Source organism: Mycobacterium sp. ELW1 (assembly GCF_008329905.1).
GTDB lineage: Bacteria > Actinomycetota > Actinomycetes > Mycobacteriales > Mycobacteriaceae > Mycobacterium.
In genome coordinates, this window is sequence record NZ_CP032155.1 from 1,040,676 (window position 1) to 1,065,285 (window position 24,610).

At 60.2% G+C, this 24,610-nt stretch carries 25 protein-coding genes and 3 tRNA genes; 16 read left to right on the forward strand and 12 right to left on the reverse strand.

Annotation, left to right across the window (positions count from 1 at the left end; translation table 11 throughout):
- Positions 1-15: 15 nt before the first annotated feature.
- Positions 16-750, reverse strand: a complete 735-nt coding sequence (locus D3H54_RS04745; RefSeq protein ID WP_149378087.1) for a glycoside hydrolase family 25 domain-containing protein — start codon at positions 748-750, stop codon at positions 16-18.
- 36 nt (positions 751-786) lie between these two features.
- Positions 787-1,503, reverse strand: coding sequence for an MBL fold metallo-hydrolase (locus D3H54_RS04750; protein WP_149378088.1), 717 nt, complete (start codon positions 1,501-1,503; stop codon positions 787-789).
- Positions 1,504-1,644: 141 nt separating this feature from the next.
- Here D3H54_RS04750 and D3H54_RS04755 point away from each other — a divergent pair.
- The 11 genes from D3H54_RS04755 (at position 1,645) to rplA (ending at position 6,390) form a co-directional block, all read left to right on the forward strand.
- Positions 1,645-1,717 (forward strand) — tRNA-Thr (locus D3H54_RS04755).
- A gap of 64 nt (positions 1,718-1,781) precedes the next feature.
- Positions 1,782-1,855, forward strand: a tRNA-Met gene (locus tag D3H54_RS04760).
- A gap of 40 nt (positions 1,856-1,895) precedes the next feature.
- Positions 1,896-2,063 (forward strand): 50S ribosomal protein L33, encoded by a 168-nt coding sequence (rpmG, locus tag D3H54_RS04765; protein ID WP_005143733.1) that lies wholly within the window; start codon positions 1,896-1,898, stop codon positions 2,061-2,063.
- Between the two features lie 65 nt (positions 2,064-2,128).
- Entirely contained in the window at positions 2,129-2,608 is a 480-nt protein-coding gene (gene hadA, locus D3H54_RS04770; protein WP_115318731.1) for a (3R)-hydroxyacyl-ACP dehydratase subunit HadA, read from the forward strand.
- On the forward strand, positions 2,595-3,023 hold the full coding sequence (gene hadB, locus D3H54_RS04775; protein ID WP_115318732.1) for a (3R)-hydroxyacyl-ACP dehydratase subunit HadB: 429 nt from the start codon (positions 2,595-2,597) through the stop codon (positions 3,021-3,023). Before hadA ends, hadB begins: the two co-directional genes overlap by 14 nt.
- Positions 3,024-3,025: 2 nt before the next feature.
- Entirely contained in the window at positions 3,026-3,538 is a 513-nt protein-coding gene (hadC, locus tag D3H54_RS04780) for a (3R)-hydroxyacyl-ACP dehydratase subunit HadC (RefSeq protein WP_115318733.1), read from the forward strand.
- Positions 3,539-3,679: 141 nt separating this feature from the next.
- Positions 3,680-3,752, forward strand: a tRNA-Trp gene (locus D3H54_RS04785).
- A gap of 100 nt (positions 3,753-3,852) precedes the next feature.
- Positions 3,853-4,296 carry a preprotein translocase subunit SecE gene (gene secE, locus D3H54_RS04790; protein ID WP_149378089.1) on the forward strand — a complete coding sequence of 148 codons (444 nt, stop codon included), beginning with the start codon at positions 3,853-3,855 and terminating at the stop codon, positions 4,294-4,296.
- 33 nt (positions 4,297-4,329) lie between these two features.
- Positions 4,330-5,091, forward strand: a complete 762-nt coding sequence (gene nusG / locus D3H54_RS04795; RefSeq protein ID WP_149378090.1) for a transcription termination/antitermination protein NusG — start codon at positions 4,330-4,332, stop codon at positions 5,089-5,091.
- Positions 5,092-5,128: 37 nt separating this feature from the next.
- Entirely contained in the window at positions 5,129-5,557 is a 429-nt protein-coding gene (rplK, locus tag D3H54_RS04800; protein ID WP_036343413.1) for a 50S ribosomal protein L11, read from the forward strand.
- Positions 5,558-5,679: 122 nt separating this feature from the next.
- Positions 5,680-6,390, forward strand: coding sequence for a 50S ribosomal protein L1 (rplA, locus tag D3H54_RS04805; protein ID WP_102807063.1), 711 nt, complete (start codon positions 5,680-5,682; stop codon positions 6,388-6,390).
- A 50-nt stretch (positions 6,391-6,440) separates the two neighbouring features.
- On the opposite strand, the gene D3H54_RS04810 is transcribed toward rplA, so the two are convergent.
- The 5 genes from D3H54_RS04810 to D3H54_RS04830 form a co-directional block, all read right to left on the reverse strand.
- Positions 6,441-7,436 (reverse strand): endonuclease/exonuclease/phosphatase family protein, encoded by a 996-nt coding sequence (locus D3H54_RS04810; RefSeq protein ID WP_286199109.1) that lies wholly within the window; start codon positions 7,434-7,436, stop codon positions 6,441-6,443.
- 62 nt (positions 7,437-7,498) lie between these two features.
- Entirely contained in the window at positions 7,499-8,497 is a 999-nt protein-coding gene (locus tag D3H54_RS04815; RefSeq protein WP_149378092.1) for an endonuclease/exonuclease/phosphatase family protein, read from the reverse strand.
- A 33-nt stretch (positions 8,498-8,530) separates the two neighbouring features.
- Complete coding sequence (locus D3H54_RS04820) at positions 8,531-9,049, reverse strand: arsenate reductase/protein-tyrosine-phosphatase family protein (protein WP_149378093.1); 519 nt, start codon at positions 9,047-9,049, stop codon at positions 8,531-8,533.
- A 65-nt stretch (positions 9,050-9,114) separates the two neighbouring features.
- Positions 9,115-10,575: a sugar transferase gene (locus D3H54_RS04825; RefSeq protein ID WP_149378094.1), complete on the reverse strand. Its 1,461-nt coding sequence runs from the start codon at positions 10,573-10,575 to the stop codon at positions 9,115-9,117.
- Positions 10,576-10,605: 30 nt separating this feature from the next.
- Positions 10,606-12,930, reverse strand: a complete 2,325-nt coding sequence (locus D3H54_RS04830) for a UDP-glucuronate decarboxylase (RefSeq protein WP_149378095.1) — start codon at positions 12,928-12,930, stop codon at positions 10,606-10,608.
- Positions 12,931-13,379: 449 nt separating this feature from the next.
- Here D3H54_RS04830 and rfbC point away from each other — a divergent pair, with 449 nt between their 5' ends.
- Genes rfbC through rfbD form a run of 3 tightly spaced genes read left to right on the forward strand, consistent with a single transcriptional unit; the run spans position 13,380 to position 15,843 of the window.
- On the forward strand, positions 13,380-13,961 hold the full coding sequence (gene rfbC, locus D3H54_RS04835; RefSeq protein WP_149378096.1) for a dTDP-4-dehydrorhamnose 3,5-epimerase: 582 nt from the start codon (positions 13,380-13,382) through the stop codon (positions 13,959-13,961).
- Between the two features lie 5 nt (positions 13,962-13,966).
- Positions 13,967-14,968 (forward strand): NAD-dependent epimerase/dehydratase family protein, encoded by a 1,002-nt coding sequence (locus tag D3H54_RS04840; RefSeq protein ID WP_149378097.1) that lies wholly within the window; start codon positions 13,967-13,969, stop codon positions 14,966-14,968.
- A 2-nt stretch (positions 14,969-14,970) separates the two neighbouring features.
- Positions 14,971-15,843: a dTDP-4-dehydrorhamnose reductase gene (rfbD, locus tag D3H54_RS04845; RefSeq protein ID WP_149378098.1), complete on the forward strand. Its 873-nt coding sequence runs from the start codon at positions 14,971-14,973 to the stop codon at positions 15,841-15,843.
- Here rfbD and D3H54_RS04850 read toward each other — a convergent pair.
- The 5 genes from D3H54_RS04850 to D3H54_RS04870 form a co-directional block, all read right to left on the reverse strand.
- Positions 15,840-16,982, reverse strand: coding sequence for a DUF1972 domain-containing protein (locus D3H54_RS04850; RefSeq protein ID WP_168214779.1), 1,143 nt, complete (start codon positions 16,980-16,982; stop codon positions 15,840-15,842). The two genes, rfbD and D3H54_RS04850, sit on opposite strands and share 4 nt — an antisense overlap.
- Positions 16,983-17,325: 343 nt before the next feature.
- Positions 17,326-18,285: a glycosyltransferase family 2 protein gene (locus D3H54_RS04855; protein WP_168214780.1), complete on the reverse strand. Its 960-nt coding sequence runs from the start codon at positions 18,283-18,285 to the stop codon at positions 17,326-17,328.
- Entirely contained in the window at positions 18,285-19,130 is an 846-nt protein-coding gene (locus D3H54_RS04860; RefSeq protein WP_149378101.1) for a glycosyltransferase domain-containing protein, read from the reverse strand. Before D3H54_RS04860 ends, D3H54_RS04855 begins: the two co-directional genes overlap by 1 nt.
- 135 nt (positions 19,131-19,265) lie before the next feature.
- A complete protein-coding gene (locus D3H54_RS04865; protein WP_149378102.1) occupies positions 19,266-20,618 on the reverse strand; it encodes a flippase in 1,353 nt (450 codons plus the stop codon).
- 199 nt (positions 20,619-20,817) lie between these two features.
- A complete protein-coding gene (locus D3H54_RS04870) occupies positions 20,818-21,633 on the reverse strand; it encodes a TylF/MycF/NovP-related O-methyltransferase (protein ID WP_149378103.1) in 816 nt (271 codons plus the stop codon).
- A 653-nt stretch (positions 21,634-22,286) separates the two neighbouring features.
- Here D3H54_RS04870 and D3H54_RS04875 point away from each other — a divergent pair.
- Together D3H54_RS04875 and D3H54_RS04880 are read left to right on the forward strand one after the other, a co-directional pair.
- Complete coding sequence (locus tag D3H54_RS04875; RefSeq protein WP_168214781.1) at positions 22,287-23,225, forward strand: glycosyltransferase family 2 protein; 939 nt, start codon at positions 22,287-22,289, stop codon at positions 23,223-23,225.
- 51 nt (positions 23,226-23,276) lie between these two features.
- Positions 23,277-24,434: an O-antigen ligase family protein gene (locus D3H54_RS04880; RefSeq protein WP_149378105.1), complete on the forward strand. Its 1,158-nt coding sequence runs from the start codon at positions 23,277-23,279 to the stop codon at positions 24,432-24,434.
- The last annotated feature ends 176 nt before the right edge of the window (positions 24,435-24,610 follow it).

Consider the following 24,610-nt stretch of genomic DNA (forward strand, 5'->3'; position numbering starts at 1 on the left):
AGCAAACCGATGTCTTCAGTATTGACGAGATTGAAAGTTATTGCCGCGCTGGGCCAATCGACGCTGCAGCGCGTACGGGCTCGCAGCCATCGATGCGCGGCGCCGGCGCACGGCCAGCGCGATCGGCAGTACCGGGGAAACGCCGCAGGCCTGCGCGAACTGCGGCGCGGTCAGGCCGTCCGCCGAGTTCATATCGCAACGGCCGAACGGCGGCGCCCCTTCCGGCAGTCCGCCACCGTAACCCTGCCCGTCGGTGTACTGGTGGGCGACTTTGCCCGGGTAGGGCGGATTCGAGCCGTATGACGCCACGACCAGCCTGATGCCGTCCGGTTTGGTGGGCCACAACCGATTCAGGTCACCGACATTGCCGTAGCCGATCACCTTCGCGGTCGAGCCGACGTAGGCGCCCACTTCGCGGTAGGCGGCATTGATCCCGGCGGACTGGTCACCGGAGATCTGACCACCCCACGACTCGACGTCGATCATCACCGCCATCTTCGGATGGGGCGCTCGCACTTGGGATTTGAACGTCTCGACGGTCTCGCGCCAATTAGGCCGCCACACGAAGTAGACGATGAAAAAGGCCAGGCGCCCGATGTCGACATTGCTCAGACACCAGCCGTAGTTGTTCACCCAGCGGCGGTCGCGGTAGGTGCCGTCATTGGAGCGGATGCGCAACACCGGATACGGATAGGTGTCGTTGACGCCGACCTGCCACTCCGAAATGTCGGCATACAGGGTGTCGGCCATAACTGATTATGGCTACTGCCAACGTAATTGGAAGTGTCAGGCGCCCATCAGCGTGCGCCACTGGTCCAGGCTCGACGCTTTGTAGACGTAGTTGGATCGCTTGACCTCAGACAGCGTGGCGCTGGGCTCGATCGAGTACCAGTGCCCGGGGAACACCGTCGGATCCCCGGAGAGTGCGGCCAGCTGCTGAAGACTGCGAAACATCTCGTCGACGTCGCCGCCGGGGAAGTCGGTGCGCCCGCAGCCATCCAGGAACAGAGTGTCGCCGGCGACCAGGCGACCGTCGAGCAGGAAGCACTGGCTGCCCGGCGTGTGGCCCGGAGTGTGCAACAGCTCGATGTCGATGGCGCCGACGGAGACCTTGTCGCCGTGCTCGTGCGCGGTCAGGCTGCTCATGGGAATGCCGGTGACCCGCGAGACCCAATCCGCTTCGTGGGTGTTGACGTGCACCGGGACTTCGACCCGCTCGAGGAGTTCGGCCAGGCCCGCCAGGGTGAAGCCCATCATCGACCCGCCGACGTGGTCGGGGTGGTGGTGGGTGACCAGGACGCCGGACAGGTGCATACCGTCGGCCTCGAGCGCGTCGACCAGGTCGCCGGCGGCGTAGGCCGGATCGACCACGACGGCGTCGCCGGTTTCCCGGTCACCGATCAGGTAGGCGAAGTTGCGCATCTGCTGCGCCATCATGTCGCCGGCGGCAAAATCCCGGCCGGAGAGCAGCTGGCGGAAATACAGACGGTCCGTCGATGCCATGGCTTCACAGTAAGCGTCTCCGCGTGCCGCGCTCAGCCCGGCCCAGGGGCCGATCGGGTTCCCACTCGAGCGGTTTGGCTGAGCCCATCCGCAGGCTGTACCCTCTTTAAGGCCCACGGCAGTTCGTCGCTCGCGGGTCAGGCCCCCTTAGCTCAGTCGGCAGAGCGTTTCCATGGTAAGGAAAAGGTCAACGGTTCGATTCCGTTAGGGGGCTCGGTGGACACTCGGATCTCGTGGCCGACCTCTGGGCGCCGCGGGGCTCCGCAAGTGCCCATCGGGGCGGTGTAGCTCAGCTGGTTAGAGCGCACGACTCATAATCGTGAGGTCGGGAGATCGAGCCTCCCCACCGCTACAGGTAGACGCAAACGAGAACGTGAAAGAAGGCAACGAACGTGGCCTCCAGTACCGACGTACGGCCGAAGATCACTTTGGCGTGCGAGGTGTGCAAGCACCGCAACTACATCACCAAGAAGAACCGTCGTAACGACCCCGACCGGCTCGAGCTGAAGAAGTTCTGCCCGAACTGCGGCCAGCACCAGCCGCACAAAGAGTCGCGCTGATTTCGCCGGCCGTCGCGACGACGGCCAGCCATCAGTGCCGAGGTTGACTAGATAGGTCCTGCTCCGTGGCTTTGTCCCAAGAATTGGTCGGGCGCCATTTTCGCTACCCCGACTACTACTTGGTCGAGCGGGAAAAGATCCGCGAGCACGCCCGAGCCATCCAGAACTTCGATCCGGCGTTCTTCTCCGACGAGGCCGCCGCGCAGCTGGGCTATGACGGCGTTCTGGCGCCGCTGACCTTCACGTCGATGCTGGGCTACGCCGCTCAACTGGCCTTCTTCGAGCACGCCGACATCGGGATCACCGACAAGCAGATCGTGCAGGTCGACCAGGTTCTGAAGTTCGTCAAGCCGATCAAGGCCGGCGACAAGCTCTACTGTGACGTCTACGTCCACGACATTCGTCGGGCGCACGGCACCGACATCATTGTCACCAAGAACGTGGTCAGCAACGAGGACGACGAAGTAGTACAGGAGACCTACACGACGCTCGCCGGGCGGAGTGAGGGAGATGGAGAGAGTGGCTTCAACGATGGCACTGCGTGAGTTCAGCTCGGTCAAAGTGGGTGAGGAACTGCCGGAACGGGTGATCACCCTGACCCGCGCCGATCTGGTCAACTACGCCGGCGTGTCCGGCGACCTCAACCCGATCCACTGGGACGACGAGATCGCCAAGCAGGTCGGGCTGGACACCGCGATCGCGCACGGGATGCTCACCATGGGTCTCGGCGGCGGCTATGTGACGAACTGGCTTGGTGACCCAGGTGCGGTGACCGAGTTCAACGTGCGCTTCACCGCGATCGTGCCGGTACCCAACGACGGTGTCGGTGCCGAGATCCTCTTCACCGGCAAGGTGAAGTCGGCTGACCCCGAGACCAAGACCATCACGATCGCGTTGATCGCGACCACCGGTGGCAAGAAGATCTTCGGCCGTGCCGTCGCAACGGCGAAGTTGGCGTAACCATGGCACTCAAGACTGATATCCGCGGAATGGTCTGGGAGTACCCCGACACCTTCGTGGTGGGCCGTGAGCAAATCCGCCAGTACGCCAAGTCGGTGAAGTCGCCCGACCCCGCCTCGATGGACGACAAGGCCGCCGCCGAGCTCGGCCACTCCGGTCTGGTCGCTCCGCCGACTTTCATGTCGATCCTCGCGGTGATGATTCAGAACCACTTCTTCCAGCACGTCGATGTCGGGTTGGAGACACTGCAGATCGTCCAGGTGGATCAGAAGTTCAAGTTCTACCGGCCGATCGTCGAGGGCGACGCCGTGCGCGGCACGATGTATATCGAGTCTGTCGACGAGCGGTTCGGCGCCGATATCGTCACCACCCGCAACGTCCTCATCGACCAGCACGGTGAGATGATCATGGAATCGTTCACCACGCTGATGGGGCACGAGGGTGACAACTCGATCTCGGCAGGCTGGGATCCGGAGACCGGACAGGTTCTGCGCAAGCCGGTCACTCACGACTAACGACGGATTAACACCTGCTTGGTGTGCCGTTGTACACTCGGACCTCGGGGTTTTCCCAGATAAGCGCGCTGTCCGTCGGTTCGGGTTTGACCGGACGGGGAGCGCGCGAATTATGTGGGGACTTCCCGGCGAGTTAGACAGAGGGGCGTAGCTCAACTGGCAGAGCAGCGGTCTCCAAAACCGCAGGTTGCAGGTTCAAGTCCTGTCGCCCCTGCTTCAACTGAATAAAGCTGGACTGAACATGGTGGACACTGGAGGGTGCACACCGGGCTGGGTACTCCAGCCCACACGTACTCGACACAAAGGAGCATGCGGTGAGCGACGAGCGCGAAAGTGCTGACGCCGCAGGCGACGGCCGATTGGATCGCGACGAGGACACCACCGGCGGTCAGACCGTCGTCGTGACCCGCCCCGCGCGTCCCACGGGCAAGCGGTCCCGGCGCGCCGGAGCCACTGCGCTGGCCGAGCCGGAGGAAGTCGAATCGACCGCCGAAGAACTCGGCGTCGAGGACAAGCCCGGCAAGAAGACGAAGGCCAAGAAGAAGAAGGTCAAGTCCGGGCCGTCGCGCAACCCCATCCTGTTCGTCTGGAACTACCTCAAGCAGGTCGTCGCCGAGCTGCGCAAGGTGATCTGGCCCAACCGCAAGCAGATGGTCAGCTACACCACCGTGGTTCTGCTGTTCCTGGCCTTCATGGTTGCCCTGATCGGTGGGGTCGACCTCGGCCTGGCCAAGCTTGTGCTGTGGGTGTTCGGCTAGCGAACGCTGACGTTTTAGAGAGGACTGACTACCGTGACAACCCCCGAAGGCGATACGCCCACGGGTGAGGCGCTCGTCGATGTGATCGACGAAGACGCTGCCACACCTGAGATCGAGGCGGCGCCTGACGCTGAGACGGCGGAAGCCGCCGGCGAGGCTGCCGAGGAGGAGCTCGATCCGGCCGCCGCGCTCAAAGCTGAGCTGCGCAGCAAGCCGGGCGACTGGTACGTCATCCACTCCTACGCCGGCTACGAGAACAAGGTGAAGGCCAACCTCGAGACTCGCGTGCAGAACCTGGACGTCGGCGACTACATCTTCCAGGTCGAGGTGCCCACCGAAGAAGTCACCGAGATCAAGAACGGCCAGCGCAAGCAGGTCAACCGCAAGGTACTGCCCGGCTACATCCTGGTGCGCATGGAACTGACCGACGATTCGTGGGCCGCCGTGCGCAACACCCCGGGTGTCACCGGCTTCGTCGGCGCGACGTCACGGCCGACCGCGCTGTCGCTCAACGATGTGGTGAAGTTCCTGCTGCCGCAGGGTGCGGCGAAGAAGCCCGGCAAGGCGGCGTCCACTGCTGCGGCCGCGTCCTCTGAGGCCACCCTGGAACGCCCGGAGATCCTGGTGGACTTCGAGGTGGGCGAGTCGGTCACCGTCATGGACGGCCCGTTCGCGACGCTGCCGGCCTCGATCAGCGAGGTCAACGCCGAGCAGCAGAAGCTCAAGGTGCTCGTGTCCATCTTCGGCCGCGAGACACCCGTCGAACTGACCTTCAACCAGGTCGCCAAGATCTGATCGCGTTCTGCGATCGCTAGAAAGGAAACAACCCCGAATGGCCCCGAAGAAAAAGGTCGCCGGGCTGATCAAGCTGCAGATCCAGGCCGGGCAGGCCAACCCCGCCCCGCCGGTCGGCCCTGCGCTCGGCCAGCATGGCGTCAACATCATGGAGTTCTGCAAGGCGTACAACGCCGCGACGGAAAACCAGCGCGGCAACGTCATCCCCGTGGAGATCACCGTCTACGAGGACCGCAGCTTCACTTTCGCGCTGAAGACCCCGCCCGCCGCTCGGTTGCTGCTGAAGGCTGCCGGTGTGCAGAAGGGCTCGGCCGAGCCGCACAAGACCAAGGTTGCGAAGGTCACCTGGGATCAGGTGCGCGAGATCGCCGAGACCAAGAAGGAAGATCTCAACGCCAACGACATCGACCAGGCTGCCAAGATCATCGCCGGCACCGCCCGGTCGATGGGCATCACTGTCGAGTAGCTTGCGGATCGACCAGACAGAAGTCGAATAATTCGTTTGGCGCCGCATGGGCGGCGTCGAGCCACGTGGCAGGGCTGGCATCGGCCCGCAGAGACCACGACCTCATCAATTAGGAGAACGAAATGAGCAAGACGAGCAAGGCCTACCGCGAAGCCGCGGAGAAGGTCGACAAGACCAAGCTGTACTCGCCGCTGGAAGCCGCGAAGCTGGCCAAGGAGACGTCGTCGAAGAAGCAGGACGCGACCGTCGAGGTGGCGATCCGGCTCGGTGTCGACCCCCGCAAGGCCGATCAGATGGTCCGCGGCACGGTCAACCTGCCCAACGGCACGGGTAAGACCGCGCGCGTAGCGGTGTTCGCAGTGGGGGAGAAGGCCGAGCAGGCCAAGGAAGCCGGTGCGGACATCGTCGGCAGTGACGATCTGATCGAGCTGATCCAGGGCGGCATGCTGGACTTCGACGCCGCGATCGCCACCCCGGATCAGATGGCCAAGGTCGGCCGCATCGCCCGCGTGCTGGGCCCGCGCGGCCTGATGCCGAACCCCAAGACCGGCACTGTCACCCCGGACGTGGCCAAGGCCGTCACCGACATCAAGGGCGGCAAGATCAACTTCCGCGTCGACAAGCAGGCCAACCTGCACTTCGTCATCGGTAAGGCGTCGTTCGACGAGAAGAAGCTGGCCGAGAACTACGGTGCTGCGCTCGACGAGATCCTGCGTGCCAAGCCGTCGTCGTCCAAGGGCCGCTACCTGAAGAAGATCACTGTCTCGACGACCACGGGCCCGGGCATCCCGGTCGACCCGGCCGTCACCCGGAACTTCACCGAAGAGGCGTAAAGCTATTCGACCGGTGGCCGTCTACTTCGGTAGGCGGCCATTTGTCGTTTCTAGGACGTGGTGGGGTCGATGGGCACCCTGATCGTGGCCAGCAGGGCACGGTGATCAGAGCCAGGAACCTTGATGGTGCGCACCGATTCGGCCGCGGCGTTGCGGGTGAGCACGTGGTCGATGGTGATGAGCGGTGGGACTCTCCTGTTGGATGGGAATGTCGGGGCGAACCCTGATCCGCTCTGTTCGACCGCGTCGCGGTAGCCGTTGGTGAGTAAGTCCCGGAACTGGCGCATGTCGGGGGTGCTGTTGTAGTCGCCGCCGATGATGACGGCGGCCGGCCCTGCTGTCTTCGCGAAGTTGTCCAATTGAGCCTTCGCGCTTGCCATTCCGCCGCGCCATTCGGCGACCGTATTCGTGTCGCCGGCGATAGGGGAGTAGACGTGCACGCTGGCGAGCAGCGGTGCGAAGCGCAGGCCGGGAATCTCTACCCGGGCTGCCGGGATACTCACCCAGCGGTGCCGTGGTTCGGACAGCACCGTGAGGGGATAACGACTCCACATCCCGATTCCGCCGGCACCTGGGGCGGGGAGTAGGTGTGAATAGGGAAATGCTGCGTCGACGCCGGCGTGATGCAGGCGTTGCACTTCCTCAGGTGTCAGCTCAGAGACCGTGATCACGTCGGCGTTCGCGTTGGCCAGCTTGACGAGAAAGTGAGGATCCGCTTGCCCGTAGCGGAGATTCGATGACAGCACCCGAATCTCTTGGTGGGCAACAACATCGGGTGCTCGCCCAAGGAAATACCACGAGATCTGGAGTGCAAGGCTGGCTGCCACAACCGCGACGGTGACCATCGATAATAGGAATCGGCGGCGTGATGCCGTCGCCACCAGGACCGCGAACGCAGCCAGCCATAAGTACGGTGATCCGACGGCCAGCATCAGACCCGGCATATTCGCAATCGGTTGGGTCCGCGCGATGAGGGCGAGGCTGGTGAGTGAGAGTGCCGCGGCTGCCAGCGTTGTCGACAGGGCGACGCGCGTTCTGGGAGACAAGCGTGGCGGCCCTTCCGGTCTGCCGTCAGTTGTCCGCACGCTACCAAGTTCGGCGGACCGGCTCATCCGTCGTTCAGCGGTTGCGGGATCGTCGGAATATGCACGGTCGCGAGAAGGGCCCGATGGTCAGAGCCGTCGACCGTAACTGCGGTCAATGATGTTGCTGTGGCTCGCCTGGTAAGTACGTGGTCGATCTCCAATGCCGGCGGCAGCCACGAGTCGGCTGGAAATGTGGGTACAAACCCGGCACCAGTCTGGTCGGTCGCATCGCGATAGCCATTGGACAACAGAGCGCGAAATTGCTGCATGTCAGACGTCGTGTTGAAATCGCCGGCGACAATCGCAGCCGCCTCACCGGCCACGTCGCTGAACCTGTCGAGGACTGCTTTGGCGTCTGCGATACTGACCTCCCAGCCATCGACAGTGTCTCTCTGCGATGCGACCGGTGAGAACACGTGGACGCTGGCGATGAGCGGCGGCACTTGGACGCCGGGTACCTGGACTCGTGCCGCGACCATCGTGAAGCTTCGGCGGGCTCCCGGCGACACCGCGTCCAGTGGATACCGGCTCCAGAGACCGATCCCCCCGGCCCCGGCTCCAGGAAATAGCACCGAATACGGGAATGCGGCGTCGATCCCGGCTTGTGAAAAGCCTTCGACGGCCTCGGGGGTCAGCTCTGAGACAGCGATGACATCAGCAGACTCTTTGGCCAGCTTGATGAACGCCGCAGGATCGGCCTGCCCCTTCCGGAGATTCGACGAGAGCACTCGAACGTCAGCGAATTGCGTCGTCGCGGGACGTGTGAAGGTGTAGCGGGGAATCTGGATCGCCGTGGTGATGGTCAACACGAGCACCGAAATGATTGTCAATGAGGTGCGACGCGCTATCGCCGACAGGATCAGGCCTACCAGCGCCATGACCGGGGCGTACGGCGACGCAGCTGCTACGACGACGCCGAAGAGGGTCGATATCGGGCGCAGCCGCGCGACAAGTGTCAGTGCCGCGAGCGCGAGGATGGCAACCGCGAGTGCCGTCGCGAGGACGGGCCGTTTGCCAGACATGCTGCTGGGCAGGCTACGTGCGCGCGGGACGAGTCATGATGCTCGGCACAATTCGAGGATCGGCGGCAGCAGGGCGGCGATTTGCCTACCGACGGTGGCAAAGACCTCCGGATCCTGTCCGATGGGATCGGCGATGTCGAACAACTCCTGTGGTGTGAGTTGTGGACGCAGGGCCGGGAGGTCCGCGATGCTCTTTGCGCCATGTACGGAAGCGAGTTGAGCGGCCTCGCTCATCGTGAACGTCCTGTGCAATTTCTGGGGCGCGATCGCCAACGCCGCGTCACGATGTGCCGTCGTCATCGTGATGATCAGATCGACGCCGGACACGGTCCTCGGCTTGAATTGGCGCGCGGCGAAGTCTGACGCATTACCACCGAGCGATTCCAGCACGGTGGCAGCGTCTCGATGAATCGGATGTGCGGTCACCGCGCGAATGCCCGCGCTGGAGGCCCTCAAGTTGGCGATCTGAGCTTGGTCTGCGTACGCGATGGCAAGCCGTTCTGCTGTGGGTGACCGGCAGATATTGCCGGTGCAGACAAACAGTATGTGCAGGACCTACTCCTTGCTATCCGGCATCGCACCGATAGCACAGCCTCGGACGAATCGGTGCGGTGCCGTTAGTACGCGCCGCTGCGCGCGAAAACCACTTGAGGCGTTTTGGCCATGATCCGGAAGTCCCACATCAACGACCAACTCCCTACGTACACAGAGTCGAGATGCTGGAGATCCGCATATGTCAGCTGGCTGCGTCCGCAGACCTGCCACAACCCGGTGATACCCGGCTTGACGTCCAGGCGCGCCAGGGCCGCACCGTCAATGCGGTCCGACTCCTCAGTCGGAAGGGGCCGCGGCCCCACCAACGACATCTCGCCGATGACGACGTTGATCAGCTGCGGAAGCTCGTCGAGGCTGGTCTTACGGATGAACGCACCGACCCGCGTCACCCTGGGATCGTTCGCCATCTTGAACAGCGGTCCATCAGACTCGTTGAGCGCGGCGACGGTATCGCGGCGCTGCCACGCGTCAGCTGTCATGGATCGGAACTTGAAGATTTGGAAAGGCTCCCCGGCCCGGCCCATTCGCTCCTGCCGGAAGAACACGGGTCCCCGGCTGTCCAGTTTGATGGCCAGCGCGACCAGCAGCATTGCCGGCGATAGCACCACGAGCGCCAAACTCGCCGCGACCACGTCGATAACGCGTTTAGTCGCGCGGGCACCCGGTCCCAACGACGCTGTAGGTAGGTGCATCAACGTGAGCCCGTGGAGCTCCTCAGCTTCACTGCGCCAGTTGTGCAATTCGAAGTAGCGCGGGATCTCCGATACCGGCACCCGGCCTTGCAGTCCCCGCAGCGCTTCGAGCACCGCCATGTCGCTCGCGTTGGGAAAGCCGACTATGACCCGGTCGATATTATGCGCTTCGCAAAGAGCGGGAAGATCAGCCAGACTGCCGAGCGCGTGCGCTCCCGCCGGCGCTTCGTCGTCGACGTGCCCGACGACGAACGTGTCCGGGCACCTGCGAAGTCTGGATGTCAATCGATCCGAGATCGGGCCGGTGCCCACCACCAGAATCCGAGTGACAGTCGGGTCAAACATCCGGACGACCAGTCGACGCCCTAATGGAACCAGGACGATGGCGGGCAGCACCATGGCCACCGCCGCAGTCAACGTCATTCGGCCGCCGCGCAAGAAGAAGGCGTCCACGGCGAGTGCAAGTAGTGCGGCCGTCGGCAGGCATCGCGCGATCACCGCAGGCCGCCACCACTCACTCGGTCGCAGCCGCGAGGCGGGCCGACGGTATAGCCCGTGCAGGTGCAATGCCACCGCCATCGCAAGCGTGGCGATTATGACGCTGCGAACACCGAGCGTGCCGGCTCGCTGAGCACTGATCTGACTGAGGACCACGGCACCGATTGATGCCGACGCGCTCAGGGTCACCAGATCGGCAATCTGCAGGAAGTACCGATGGCGCAGACCGACCTTTTGAGCCTGCTTGGTGTCATTGTCAGGCTGTTTCGGTATCGGCGCAGTTCGCCCGGCCTGATGCGCCGATGGATGTGGTGGCGTGATTTCAATCGTCATAGCAGTTCCCCCCGTATTTCACTTACCGCGTCACCAGCCGAAGCCGATCAGCCGGAGACCCGATCCGACAAAATCGGCTTCCGACAGGCAATTCCGTCCATCGACCACCAGGTCGCCGCGCATCACCCGACGAAGCCCGGCCGGGTCGATCGACCGGAACTCCGGCCATTCTGTCGTGACAACAACAGCGTCAACCCGGTCGGCTGCCTCGTAGGCATCACGTGTGATGCGGATGGCTGACAATTCGTCAGGCAACGACTTAACGACAGGATCGAATGCCGACACCACCGCTCCGGCAGCCAGTAGGCGACGGGCAATGTCCAGAGCTGGGGCATCACGCAGATCGTCGGTGCCGGGCTTGAACGTCAGACCGAGAAGCGCGATCCGACGGCCCTTGAGGACATGGAGCTCTCGCTGAAGCTTGCGGACGACACTCGCACGCTGCGACTTGTTGATACCGACCGTCGCTTGCAGCATTGATGGCGTATAGCCGTACTCCTGGCTGGTCGAAATCAGTGCCGCGACGTCCTTGCCGAAGCAGGAGCCGCCCCAGCCCACGCCAGGATTCAGGAAGGCACTGCCAATCCGGTGGTCGGCGCCAATCGCAGGCAACACCTGGCGGACGTCGGCGCCGAACAGTTCGCACATCTGTGCCATTTCGTTGGCGAAACTGATCTTGGTGGCCAGGAATGCATTCGCCGCATACTTGATCATCTCGGCGGACGCGAGGTCCGTCGTGATGAGTGCTGGCCGAAGAGTCCGGCGTCCACCCTCGAAAGACTGATCGAGCACTGGCGCGTATAGCTCGGCGACGTGGTTGACATCGGCGGCTGCGCCTCCAAGCACGATCCGGTCCGGGTACAGGAAGTCGTCCAGCGCGCACCCCTCGCGCAGGAACTCCGGATTGGACACGACATGGAACGAAAGTTCCCGGTCGTCACCGAGCGCGTCTTCCAGGATCGTGCGGGTCCAGTTGCCGGAACCAACCGGAACGGTCGACTTATTGACAATCACTACACCTGGGCGAAGGTACGGCGCCAACGACTGGATCGCGCCTTCCAGCTGCGAAAGGTCGGGAGCGCCCTCGGGCCCAGGGGGAGTTCCCACACAGAGGAACACGAAGTCGGCGTCGGACAGCGCGTCGGCTGGGCGATCAGTGAACTGGAGGCGCCCGGTCGACAGCGCGGCTTTGAGCATCTCCGGCAGGCCGGGCTCGACGAAGGGTGCTTGACCTTGGTTGAGCTGGCTCGTACGCAGCGAGTCGCTGTCAAGGCCGCAGACGGAGTGCCCCAGGAACGCCAAGCAGGTCGAGGTCACTGCACCCACGTAACCGGTACCGATCACAGCGACTTTGTGTCGGGGATGCTCCTGCGTTTCCTGAACCGAGTAGGACGCCGGTGCACCAGCGGTGAAATCACCGTGCATTTGGTCGCGGAACCAGGAAATGGTCTTCGTCAATCCATCCGTGACATCGACCTGTGGTTCCCAGTTCAATTCGGTTCGTGCCAGGGTGATGTCGGGTTGACGCTGGGACGGGTCGTCCCGCGGCCGGTCGTAGAACTCGATCGGCGAGTCGGACCCGGTAATCTCGCGGATGAGCTCAGCGAGCTCGAGCATGGTCAATTCGTGTGGGTTGCCGATGTTGACCGGACCGGCGAGGTCGGAGAACAAAAGCCGGATCGCGCCTTCGACGAGGTCGTCGACATAACAGACGGATCGGGTCTGGCTGCCGTCGCCGTGAACGGTCAACGGCACGCCGGCGAGCGCCTGGTTGACGAAAGCCGGAATAGCGCGACCGTCATCCGGACGCATGCGAGGCCCGTACGTATTGAAGATCCGCATGATTGCGGTATTGACGCCGTGTTTGGTCCGGTACGCGGTGGTGGCTGCCTCGGCAAAGCGTTTCGCTTCGTCATAACAAGAGCGTGGACCCACTGGATTGACGTTGCCCCAATAGCTTTCGGGCTGAGGGTGCACGTGCGGATCGCCGTACGTCTCCGACGTGGAGGCCAGCAGATAGCGGGCGCCCTTCTCCTTGGCCAAGCCGAGACTGTGAAGCGTTCCGAGTGAACCCGCCTTCAACGTCTGAATCGGGAGTTGCGCGTAGTCGATCGGCGACGCGGGGGATGCGAAGTGCAGGACGAAATCGACCGGTCCGGGGACTGAGATGAAGTCGCTGACGTCGACCTTCATCAGTCGGAAGCCGTCGCGGCCCTGCAGGTGAGCGACGTTCTCGGGTTTGCCGGTCAAGAAGTTGTCGAGGCAGATCACGTCAATGTCGTGCGCGAGGAGCGCCTCGGCCAAATGCGAGCCCACAAAGCCCGCACCACCCGTTAGTACCGCTCGCCGGCGCATAATGTCGCGTCTCCGATTCAGCGCTCAAGGCCGAGTATTGACGGCAGGTTCCGGCCGGCGATCGCCTCCTTCAGGCGCGCGCAACCAACTGGTATCGATCGTCGACCAGTACCACGACGCTTTTCGGACTCCGGTGTGGTCACGTAGATTTCCCCCGCCTTCAAGACCCTGCCAGTCCCCATCAAAATTCCGCTATCAGCTGGCCCTTCCTGGCGCCCTGACGTTATCACCGGGCGACGTTCCCGGCAACGTGAACAAACTTATTAGCCCGGCGCTACGGCTCCGGGTGAATCGGCAGACATTTTAGGCAAAGTTCGACTCACAGGTTCGAGGTGGGGGCCAACTAACCGGTCCACTGAGGCCGCAGGCGCGTGCCGGTTGAACGGCCCCGGTGATCCTCGAGCTCACGACTTGAGCGAGGCGCCGCACAAAGCCGATACGATCCCCCGGTGAAGGTAGAGGTGCGCGAGACGACAATCCCGGAAGTCCTAGTCGTGGACCACGAGGTCTTCGAGGATGAGCGCGGATTCTTCATGGAGGTGTACCGCTCGGATCAGTTCGCGGAATACGCGGATCTTGGTCTCCCAAGTAGTTTCGTGCAGCTCAACCACAGCCGTAGTGCTCGTCACGTGACCCGCGGCCTCCACTTCCAGTGGGAACCCCCGATGGGCAAATTGATGCGCGTGGTGCGTGGTGAGGCATTCCTGGTCGCTGTCGATATTCGCCCGGACTCGCCGACCCTTGGCCAGTACGCGAGCATCATCGCCAACGAACGCAACCGTCTGCAGCTGTGGGCACCCGCAAGCTTCGCGCGCGGGTTTTGTACGCTCTCCGAGGTGGCCGAAGTCGAGTACATGACGACAGGTACGTACAACGCCGCTGCCGAGTCAGGCATTCGGTGGAATGATCCAACGATCGGTATCGAGTGGCCGGTTGAGGAGCCGATTCTGTCTCACAAGGATTCCAAAGCGCAGTCACTTGCAGAGTGGCTGGAAAGGCCTGAGGCGCAAGCCTTTTCAACAGGGGGATAGGTTCGATGAGGATATTCATCGCGGGGGGCGCCGGATATATCGGTACCGTGTTGGCACCCCGCTTGGCTGCCCGTGGCTACGATGTGACCGTCGCCGATTTGGCCTGGTTCGGTAACCACCTGCCTCCGGAAATCCCGGTCATTCACCAGGATGTCATGTCCATTTCGGAAGATGACCTCGCAGGAATTGACGTGGTCATATTCCTGGCCGGCTTGTCGAACGATCCTATGGCCGAGTTCAGTCCTGTCCTCAATTACGTACACAACGCAGCGGCTCCGGCAAACCTGGCCTACCTCGCCAAACGTGCGGGTGTGCGGCGGTTCGTTTTCGCGTCGTCTTGTTCGGTTTACGGATTTACTGAGGACGAGCTGTGGGACGAGGATTCACCGACCGTCACCGCGCATCCATATGGAATCAGCAAGTTGCAGGCCGAAGCAGGCGTTCGACATCTGCAGGACAGCTCATTCAGCGTCATCATCCTGCGAAAAGGGACGGTGTGCGGCTATAGCCCTCGCATGAGATTGGACTTGGTCATCAACACGATGTTCAAGACCGCTTTGCAGGACGGCAACATCACCGTCAACAACCCGTCTATCTGGCGACCGATTTTATCTATCCAGGATGCAACTGCTGGGTATATTCGCGCAGTCGAAGCCAGTCCCTCGGTAAGTGGAACATTCAATATTGCGTCGGAGAACACAACGCTGGGTGCGCTCGCCGACCAGATCGAGGCGACGCTCAGGCGAGAGCTCGACTTGGAGCCTGAGTTGCGGATTCTCGAGAAGGCGGACTTCCGCAACTACAAGGTTTCCGTGGATCGCGCTCGGGTGCAGCTCGGATTCAAACCCGCCTATGGCATAGACCGCATCGTCGAGGATCTTATTCGGCACCGAAATGAATTCGCCGATATGGACAATCCCGCCTACTACAACATCGCCACATTCCGGAACATCATGAGCGGCGAAACCGCCGCGCAAGGCCACACGGCCCTGAGCCCGGTGGACTAGCCGTGGCCGCGGTGATGGTGTTAGGCGCCACCGGTCAGCTCGGCGCCGATGTGGTGGATGCTTTCGGTTCCGCCCGATCCGAGGTGATTGGTCTGGGGCATCGTGAAGTGGACGTGACGGATTTCGCGTCTGTTTCGGCAGTCGTAGGAGCGGCGCGCCCAGCACTCGTTGTTAACACCACCGCCTTCCATAACCTCGAGCTCTGTGAGGAGGATCAGACCTCTGCGTTTGCGGTCAATGCGATTGGAGCCCGCAATGTGGCGATGGCGGCCCATGCCACTGGGGCAGCCCTTATTCACATCAGCACGGATTATGTCTTCGACGGCTTAAAGCAATCTCCCTACGATGAGGGCGATTTGCCTGGACCGCTCAATGTTTACGGGGCTTCGAAACTCGCGGGCGAGCAACTGGTTCGCGCGGCTTGTCCTCGGTCCTTCGTCGTGCGTACGTCCGGCCTCTACGGGCCTCGCCCGTGCCGGGCCAAAGGTGGCTTGAACTTTCCCTTGTTGATGCTCAAGCTTGCGAGGGAAAAGGGTGAGCTGACAGTGGTGACTGACGAAGTTGTTTGTCCGACTTATACTCCGGACCTGGCTCGGCAACTTGTCGCTTTGTCGAACACGGAAGCTTACGGCACCGTTCATGCTACCGGTGTGGGCGAAGTATCCTGGCACGGATTCGCCACAGAGATTCTTCGGCTCAGTGGCCTTACGAATGTGCCGGTCCACGAGGCCACATCTGCAACCATGGTGCGAAAAGTAAAGCGCCCTTCATATTCGATTCTCGCGCACCGCCGGTTGCAGCAGTTGGACATCGTGGCGATGCGGCCATGGGAGGAAGCTTTAACCGACTACGTCCGACTACTCGGTCAGCTCTAAAACGAGTCCGAGTAGTCCGGCGCTTCACCGATCACCCAGCGGAAGTACCGCTCGTGATCACGCCCAACCTTGTCCCACGAGTAATACTGGGTGATCCGTTCTCTGCAAGCTATCGCAGCTTCTGGCCGAAGGGTGTCGGCATCGCGGTCGGCTCGTTCAAGCGCAGCCAAGAGCGACCCCGGCTCTTTCGTCCACAACAAACCATTGCCAGCCAGAACTTCTCGGTTGAAACGTACATCGTGAGCTAGCACGAGATTGCCACAGCCCATCGCCTTGAGGAGCGACGGATTCGTACCGCCGACTTCATGGCCATGGAGATATGCCTTCGCCCCAAGGTGTAGAGCCTCGATGTGACCATCGGTGTAGACAGGCCCGAGGAAACGAATGCGGGGGTCCTTTGTCTTATGAAGCTCTTTGAGGTACTCGCTCTCGTAGTTCGCGCCGCCGGCGACAAGCAGTGGCTCCTTCACTGATGAACGCTCGAACTCGCGCAAGATTATGTCGATGTTGTTCTCGGGCTCCATGCGACACGCAACCAAGTAGTATGAACCCGGCTCAACGCCGTACTCCGCGAGTATCGCGCGATGCCGCGAATCATCCTCGACTTCAAGGGTATTGCCGCCGTTGGTCAGGAACGCGCTAGGTGTTCCCCACTCCTCGATGTAGAACTTCTGGAGCTCCTTGGCGTCAGACACGAGGTGCTTGGTGATGTGTCGAGCGAGCCAATAGTTGGCTATCAGATACGCCCGAGCAATGCGGCCCCATTTGCGTCGCTTCCAGTCGAGGCCGTCGGTGTTGATGACAATGCGCCGACGTAGCAAGAAATGAGGGATGTATGCCCACACCGTCCGGCACGCGAGCACGTAGTACACGTCGTGTCGGCGAGTGAACAAGGCATGGAGGCTGCACAACAGCTCATGCAAGACCGTCTCAGTGAATTTGCCGTAAACCGTTGGCAGCCGGACGAGTTGAACCCCGTGGAATTGGTCGCCCACTTCCGGAGCTGTGTACTTCGGCATGCAGTACAACCTCACCTCGTGACCTGAATCCACGAGCCTAGGCCCCAACTCAGTCACCAATGTGTCGAAACCGCTCCAGGCTGCTGGAACACCACGTGCCCCGAATATCGATATTTTCATTGCTGGTAATGGTAACGGCCTATCCCGCATCTTTGCGAGGGATCAGTGCGACAAGCGATCTCAGCTTCGCCCGCGCACCGCGCAAACGTCATCACCCCCGAAAGGTCCAGCTACTGGCCCTCAAACGCCGGATCGGCGCCATGCTCGCTGTAGAAAGCAGGCAGCGTGCTTTTGCCGCCCTGCGCGGCGCCACGGTCCGATCTACGTCAACGCCCCCGGTCGACAAACACGATGCATGATCACACAGGTGGTCTTGGACACCCGACCGTGTGCAAATCCCGCGCTGCCGGCTCTGGAAGCAGCCATGTTGCGGTTGGGGCGGTGCCGAAGCGGGCTGATGCGTTCAACTCATGCGCGAGTATCCCGGCTGAATTCCGGGGGCGGCAGCACCCGGAGACTGCAGATCTCCGACTACATATTGGTGGGCCAGCGTTGTGAGCTCGAGCAGCCGTGACCGACGCGGTCCAAAAAGTATTGCCTTGACGAGCGCCTTTGTGAACGACACAGCCGCTAATCGCCCCGCGATAACGCGGTAGCGAAGTGAGAGCTTCGGCGATCGTGTGAGCGCCAACTGAAGCTTCAAAACATCGAGCGAGCCGACGCCGGCGGCAAAATTCGATTCACTAGTTGTTCCGTAGGTGTGCACCCGGACGGAAAGGGGCTTATCGATCCAAGCAGCGGCACCGTGCTCAAGTAATGCTAGGCAGAAGCCCACGTCCAACAACTGCGGTAGCTCGTGCGAGAAGCCTCCGACGCTTTCTCCGGCGTCCCGGTTGAACATGATGGCGGTCGGCTCGCCGAAGAGGTTTCGTCGCGCTCCGTCACGAATGAACCTCTCAAGGAGTACGACGCCGTCGGTGCATTCAGACAATGGTTCCAGTGGTCCATGGAGCTCACTGGAGTCGCGAAGGAAGGTCTCAACAGTCGAGTCGACTGTGCGCCGTGAGAACGCCAGCATCGCCTGAGGAAACGACTCGAGAGCGGAAACCATCAGCGAGATTGCACCAGGAAGAAGATAGTCATCAGCATGTACGAACTTGACATACTTGCCACGAGCCAGACGAATACACCGGTTGTGGTTGCCAACTAATCCGAGGTTGTGGTCATTCGTGAGTACGTGAATACTATCCGAGTATTTACGGCAAATTGTGACAGTATCATCAGTTGAACAGTCGTCAATCACAAGGACTTCGACGTTGTCGTAGTCCTGCGAGGAAATGCTGCGAAGACAGCGCTCGACGGTCGCCTCGCTGTTGTATGTGGGAACGCATACCGTAACAAGGGGTGGCGGTGGCGCAGTCACTATCGGACCTTCCATCTCTCACGTCGAGCTGTGACAGCGCTCTTGATACCATCTTTGACGAATCGCGCAGTATCAAAGAGCTCGCTGTTGAGCGAAGCGGGCTTCCAATGTCCAGCGCCTGGCGGGCGGCCGACATCTGAAAATGTCCGCCATTCGTGAAAGTCAGACTCAAAGTTGTCTGCCGGAAATGGCATTACACTTAACTCCGGGGTGGCGGCACAGGCGTATGGAAAGGATAGTTGGTCTCGCCGCGAATAACGGAGTACCTGTTCCCACCAAATTGTGTTGAACCTCTCGACGGCCGCATTATTACGCCGTATCAGAATGGCCGTCCAATAAACTGGCTGCGCAAACAGATTCGGCATTGTTCGCGAATAGGTTCTTTTCTGCTCCCTCACTCGTCGGGGATCATCGAAGCGGCCATGGAGGATCGCTTCAAACTCCTCCGAGAGCGACTGGTGGTAGCTGTGTAGAGGCAGGGCGACGTCCACACCTGCAGGGAGAAACCTCTCGACAAGTTCCTCCACGGCGACCTTCAGCCGGACGCGATTATCAATCCAGACCGTCACGTCGTATGTCGAAAGGGCGGGATGCCCAAGGATCTTGATAGCTCGTGCGCTCCTGATCGGATCCCCTGGGACGCGCTCTTTATCTTGAATGTGCGTCCATGGTGAAGTGGGTGATGGAGTCTGTCCGACGACTGGAGCTGCCGCCACCGAGGCGTCTTCGAACCGGTAATAATCGATATTGCCCGCAGGATAATCTAGGCTATCTTGATCAGGTAATATTGCCGTGGGCGTCTCGTATCCCCCGATTGTTGCAGTATAAAGCGCGATGTCAGCCACGTTTTCTTCCTACGCTACCTAGATCGTCGAACTCTCGTTTCAGTTCTACTTGCTCTGCCCCATTGAATCCTTCATATGAACCGCGGTGAATTGCCAGTGTGCGGCCCCCTTGTGATCCGGCGAAGCCCGCAAACCTCACCTAACTCGAACCTGCCGTACGAGCCCGCGCAGTCCACGAGACAGTAGCTGCTTGATCATGGCAAAGTCACCGGGTCTGAACCTATAGAAGTCACCAATCGAGGTGCCGCATTTTTTGATCGACCACGCAATTCCTATGTTACTTGAAATTAAGTTTCCGACTAAGGTCGCAGTTGCCGCACCCATTGCACCAAATCTTGGGGCCAACAGCAAAACTAATGCGATGTTGACAACGCATGCCACAAGCAGGGCTGAACTCCGCAGGTGCGGGTGCCCAGACGATGAGAGTGCCACCCCCGCGAGTGATCCTGGATTTCCTAGACAGACGGCAGTCAAAAGTATGAAAAGTACCGGAATCGATGCCGAGAAATCCCGGCCGAATAATAAGGGTACAAGTATCGGCGATACTACTCCGACCGCCAGGCAGAGAATTAAAACAATTATCGTTGAAACTCGCGAGAGATCGCCCACTTCCGCCGGTCGTACACCTCGATCGCTGAGGTGGGTAAACGCAGTTTCTCGGAGCGCGGAGTTGACCATGAGCGGCAATTCACTTATCGACACAGCAACGGCGTATAGACCGAGTTCGAAGGCGCCAGCTAAAGGCGACATGAGCACCTGATCGATGCGCATCAGAAGTATTCCAGATATCGTGCCTACCCATATCCCGGCTCCGAACCGCAATACTTGCCTATTCGTTACGACCTCGAGTGTTGCGGCAGGCGGTTGTGTTGTCAAGAGCGGTATATAGATGATCGCGCCAGTCAAGGTCGAAGTGATTGTCACGATTGCCGCTGCTACGAGCCCGAGTTCTCCAATTGAGAAAAGCACAGTTAGAGGGATCAACTTCGTCGCCGCGGTGATTATGCGCTCGACTGTTATCGCGGTCCATCTGTTCTGTGCAGCTGCTACGGCACGTACTATGGACAAAAGAAGAGAGGGAATAATCAGAGCAGCAGACACCATAATAAGGCGACGAACGGTGGGATTGTCACCGCTGATCCAGGGCGACACTATGACGAGGATCGCGGTCGCGATCGCCGCGGGAACCAAGGTCAGCACCATACCGCGTTTAGCGATCATCTTGGTCCTGCTGCGGTCTTGAGCGATAAAAAAGGTCACAGCCTCGGGTAGCCCGATCGTTGCTACTGTGACGGTCAGAGCGAGCGGAGTGGTGGCTGCTGCTAGTTGACCCCGCCCCTCGACGCTGAGGGCATGAGCAAGGATCGGTCCCGTAGCGAATGACGCCGCTGGCGTGAAGATTCCGCCGATCAGGTTGATCGCGGCATGTCGTGCAAGACCAGAACCCCGGTAACCGTTCTCGTCTGAGTCCGATGACGGTCCGTTCACGGGACGTTACAACTTCGATAAAGGTTTCGGTTCAGCCGTTCGGCTGCAATCTGGTCTACGGAAAAGGTCGTCTCGAAAGGTCGGCGCGCCAGCATATAAGTGCCGCGGGCGATCCGAACTGCGGTTGACATGCATTCGGCAGCGGGGGTCAGTTCACTTACGAGCGGCTTTGACCGAGGGCTGGTCACGGCAGGTCGACCTAAGCTCTTCGGATGAATGCACTGCCGGACTTGTCGGGCATCAGAACCACTCGCTCACCAGCCTCCTTGCAGAACTCGTCGATGGCTTGCTTGGCGCCAGGCCAATGGCCGCTCGAATAGTCGTGCAGCATAAGTAGCCCGCCTGGGCTCAGGCGTGGGTAAAAGAAATCCAAGCCGGCCTTCATTGGGTCGTAGAGGTCGCAGTCCAAGCTCACCGCGCAATATCGCGCTGAGTCGTGCTCCGCGGCCAACGACTGAGGGAACCAGCCCGGGTAGAAGCGGCACACCCTGCTCGGCTCGCCGATCACTTGGCGCACATGATCGATTGAAGTATCGGAGAAATCGCGGTCCTTATCGGCGTCCACCCCGGTCAGGTCCCGTTTGTCGAATCCTTCGAATGTGTCGAAGAGATCGACGTTGCGGCCATGCAGGTCACCGAAGTGTGCCAGCACAGCGGCCGTATTACCCCGCCAAACGCCAAGCTCGGCCAAGTCGCCTTCAACGTTGTCGTCGAAGATCTGTTTGAGGTTCAACACCAGTGACCAGAACCGTGGCCAGTCCCCGCCGTTGTTAGCGCGGTTAGTGGAGAGGAACCGTCTGTGCAGATCCTTGAACTCTATTGGGTGCTGCCCAAATACTGCTTGGGAATCGGGTTGATATGCCAGGTAGAGGTTCGCTGCGTTGGACATCCCGAGTCGGAAGGGCGCTCTTTGCAGGTTGTGCTTGGCCAGCGATTTCTGTTCTGCTGCTTTCTTGACAAGCAGCCTCTTCCGTTCGGCTGCTGGTGCCCGCATCCATCGACTGATTCGGCTCACGCCGATCCCCCTCTCGGTTGCTTTCCCAGAATCCGCAGGGTAGCGCAAGGAACTCTCCTTGGGAGGCGTCAGATGGCTTGTGTAGAGCGTCTAAGGTCCCTACGGACGGTCGACACCGACCGATCCGGTCTGCCAACAATGTATCTATGTGGACGTCAAGGTCGGCCAGGGCGTCCATGGGTCCGCAACAACGCCGCCGCAAATCCCCTCCAGCACGGTTGCTCTACGCGCGCTCGGCGCAGTAGGACGACAAGCAGCGGTCTGGCAGTGACACGTCCGTGATAGTCCGGTAGTTAGGCCACAAAAGCCAGATAACGGCCCCCATCTGCCCACACAACGACATTAGTGTTGAATGAACGGTCGCACAGTCGCGTCAGCGGAGCGAACACCACGCAAGGGCCTACCAGCTGGCCGGTGATCACTGGGCACAATTGCTGATGGCGGTGATCCAACTGGCAAAAGCTCGGCTTTGAGGAGAGACTGACCTAGAGTCGGATAACTGCCGCCAGATCCAACTGTTTGAGACCGCAAGCAAGTTCTGCTTGCGCGACCCGACACGACGAAGGTGTGGCGACAGGAGAGAGCAGCCAGTACAAGACTTGAAAGGCGGACTCATAGCCAACTATCTCGCGTCGGAGAAGTCGAACACACCCGTGTCTGTGATATTCGTTGGTTACAACAGCGAAGCCGCATTCGCAAAGTACCTCCCTGATTTCGCCAGTTCATCACCTGCGAATTTTCAGATGATCCTTGTCGATAATGGTTCGATGGACCGGACCGTGACCAAATTTCGAGAAATATTCCCTCACGGCGACGTAATTGAGACCGGAGAAAATCTAGGTTTCGCAAAAGCTGTCAACATCGGTGCCGGCAAGGCAACGGGGGACTGGCTCCTGCTTCTTAACCCTGACGCAGCAGCGAAGGGAACAGATATCGTCGCACTCCACGAATCGGTAGTGGGACGCAGTGAATGCGCAGTAGTGGGGCCGCTTTTCAAGAGCGGGGGAAAAGTCATCCCCGCGGGGCGGTTTCCGACCGCTTGGAGGATGTTCCTTCACGCGACCGCGCTATCGGTATTCGCGCCAGTCGGTGGTCTATTAGAAGGCCATTATATCCGGGTAAAAGCAATCGGGCGCGGTCTGCGCCCCGTGGATTGGGTTACGGGTGGGTGTTTGCTGGTTAGACGGGATGCATGGACGACTGTTGGTGGACTCACGGAACGATGGTTTATGTACGGCGAGGATCTTGATTTTTGCTATCAAGTGAAGCGTTATGGTTACGAAGTTCTTTTAAATCAAGACGTCACAATTTTCCATGAGGTTGGCCAGTCGTCGTCAGGCATCGACGGAAAGATTTCCGTGGTCTGGCTGAAGAATTTGTTCGATTTCTATTCTTCGCAAATCGTAACGAATTCTGTTGGAAGGCTTGCCTGGAAGTCGGTCGTGAGCCTGGGGTTCTTCGGACGAAGTGCGTTGTTCGCTTTCCTTGCACGTATGCGGAGGGACGGCCGTTTGGCATGCGAAGCGAAGAGATTCCGTATTTACGCGGCCGCAATCCGCCCTGGTCCTGCAGACTTTAAGCGCGCAAGGTAACTATCGAAGAAGTGAAGGGCGGAGGGGGGTTGGTCCGTGATACTGATTTTCGTGACATTGGCTTCGCTAGTCATTGCGCTGGCTTCGGCTAACCATCGATGGCAGCCATACGCGCTGTCGGGCGCCTTCTTCGTGCGGATAGCGGTCCCCTCTGAAGTGGGTAATATAAGCGTTTCTGGCGCACTTCCTTCGTTGCATGTTTCAACGGTTCTCATCCTGTTTTATTGCGTGGTTTGGCCACTGGCAACGCGACGAAAAGAGGCCAGCACCCCGGGTCCTGCGCCCATACCCGTCTTGTGTCACGTGATTATCGGCACAGTCGCCGCCGGCTCAGTCATAATGAGTGGCTCGCTCGCCTCAATGGGTTTCGTCGCAGGTCTTACGCTGAATCAGATTGTCGCCCCGTACTTATTCTGTGTACTTGTCTATAATGCATCACGCCGGCACATCTCGTTGTACGAGCATGCTGGGCGCCTATTTGCCCTAATCTGTGTTCTCGAAGCCGTAATTGCGCTGGCAGTGCACTTACAGCTCGTACCCCAGCCGTACCTGTCGACGTTTTCATCACTTAATTCATGGTCCAGCTTGGTGGGCAGAGAACGAGGGACGCTGGAGCATCCACTAGCCCTCGGCCTATTCCTCGTCGCCGGTATTCCGATGGCGGTATATTTCAGGTCACGAATTATGGCGTACGTTGCCATACTCCTGATGGTATTAGGAATCAGTTTCACCCAGTCGCGAATCGCGATGCTGGGCGCGGTGGCTGGAATTGTTTATCTCATGTTAATTGGTTCAAAGTCGATTCGTCAACGGATCACCTTGCTTATTGTGGCTTTCGCGGGTTATACGGCTCTCGACTCGGCAGGAGCTTTTGATGGCATACGCGACCGAATTAAATTTGACGACGGCTCTTCGCGAGGGCGAATTCTTGCATTCAATCAATTTGTCGACAATTGGCGTCAGTTCCAGTTCGCGGGCGTTGGAATGGAACTCAACAAAGAATATTTTCGAACACACGGGATTCGGTCGAGTGGCGAGTCTGCTGCAATCGGTTACGCCGTCGGCATAGGGATACCGCTGACTCTGCTCTATTTTGCGGCAATCGTCTGGTTGATCGGGCGTGCGGTTAAGCAGGCGAACCGTATAACTCCGCCGCCGCGGCCTCAGCGATCATTGTTCTCGTGTCCATTCAGTTGTATTCCTCGGTGACAACGGAATCAGCAGCTGGAATGATTCTCTGGACGACTATAGGTATTGCCCTCGCGGCACCTTCGGTCGCAGGCGGGGAAAAACGCGCAGCGCGATATGAACCTGTCCGGCGAACGCCGCGGGCTTCGCATGGCATGGTCGGTCCGTTTGTCCACCGGTGAAGAGTCCGATCGAAC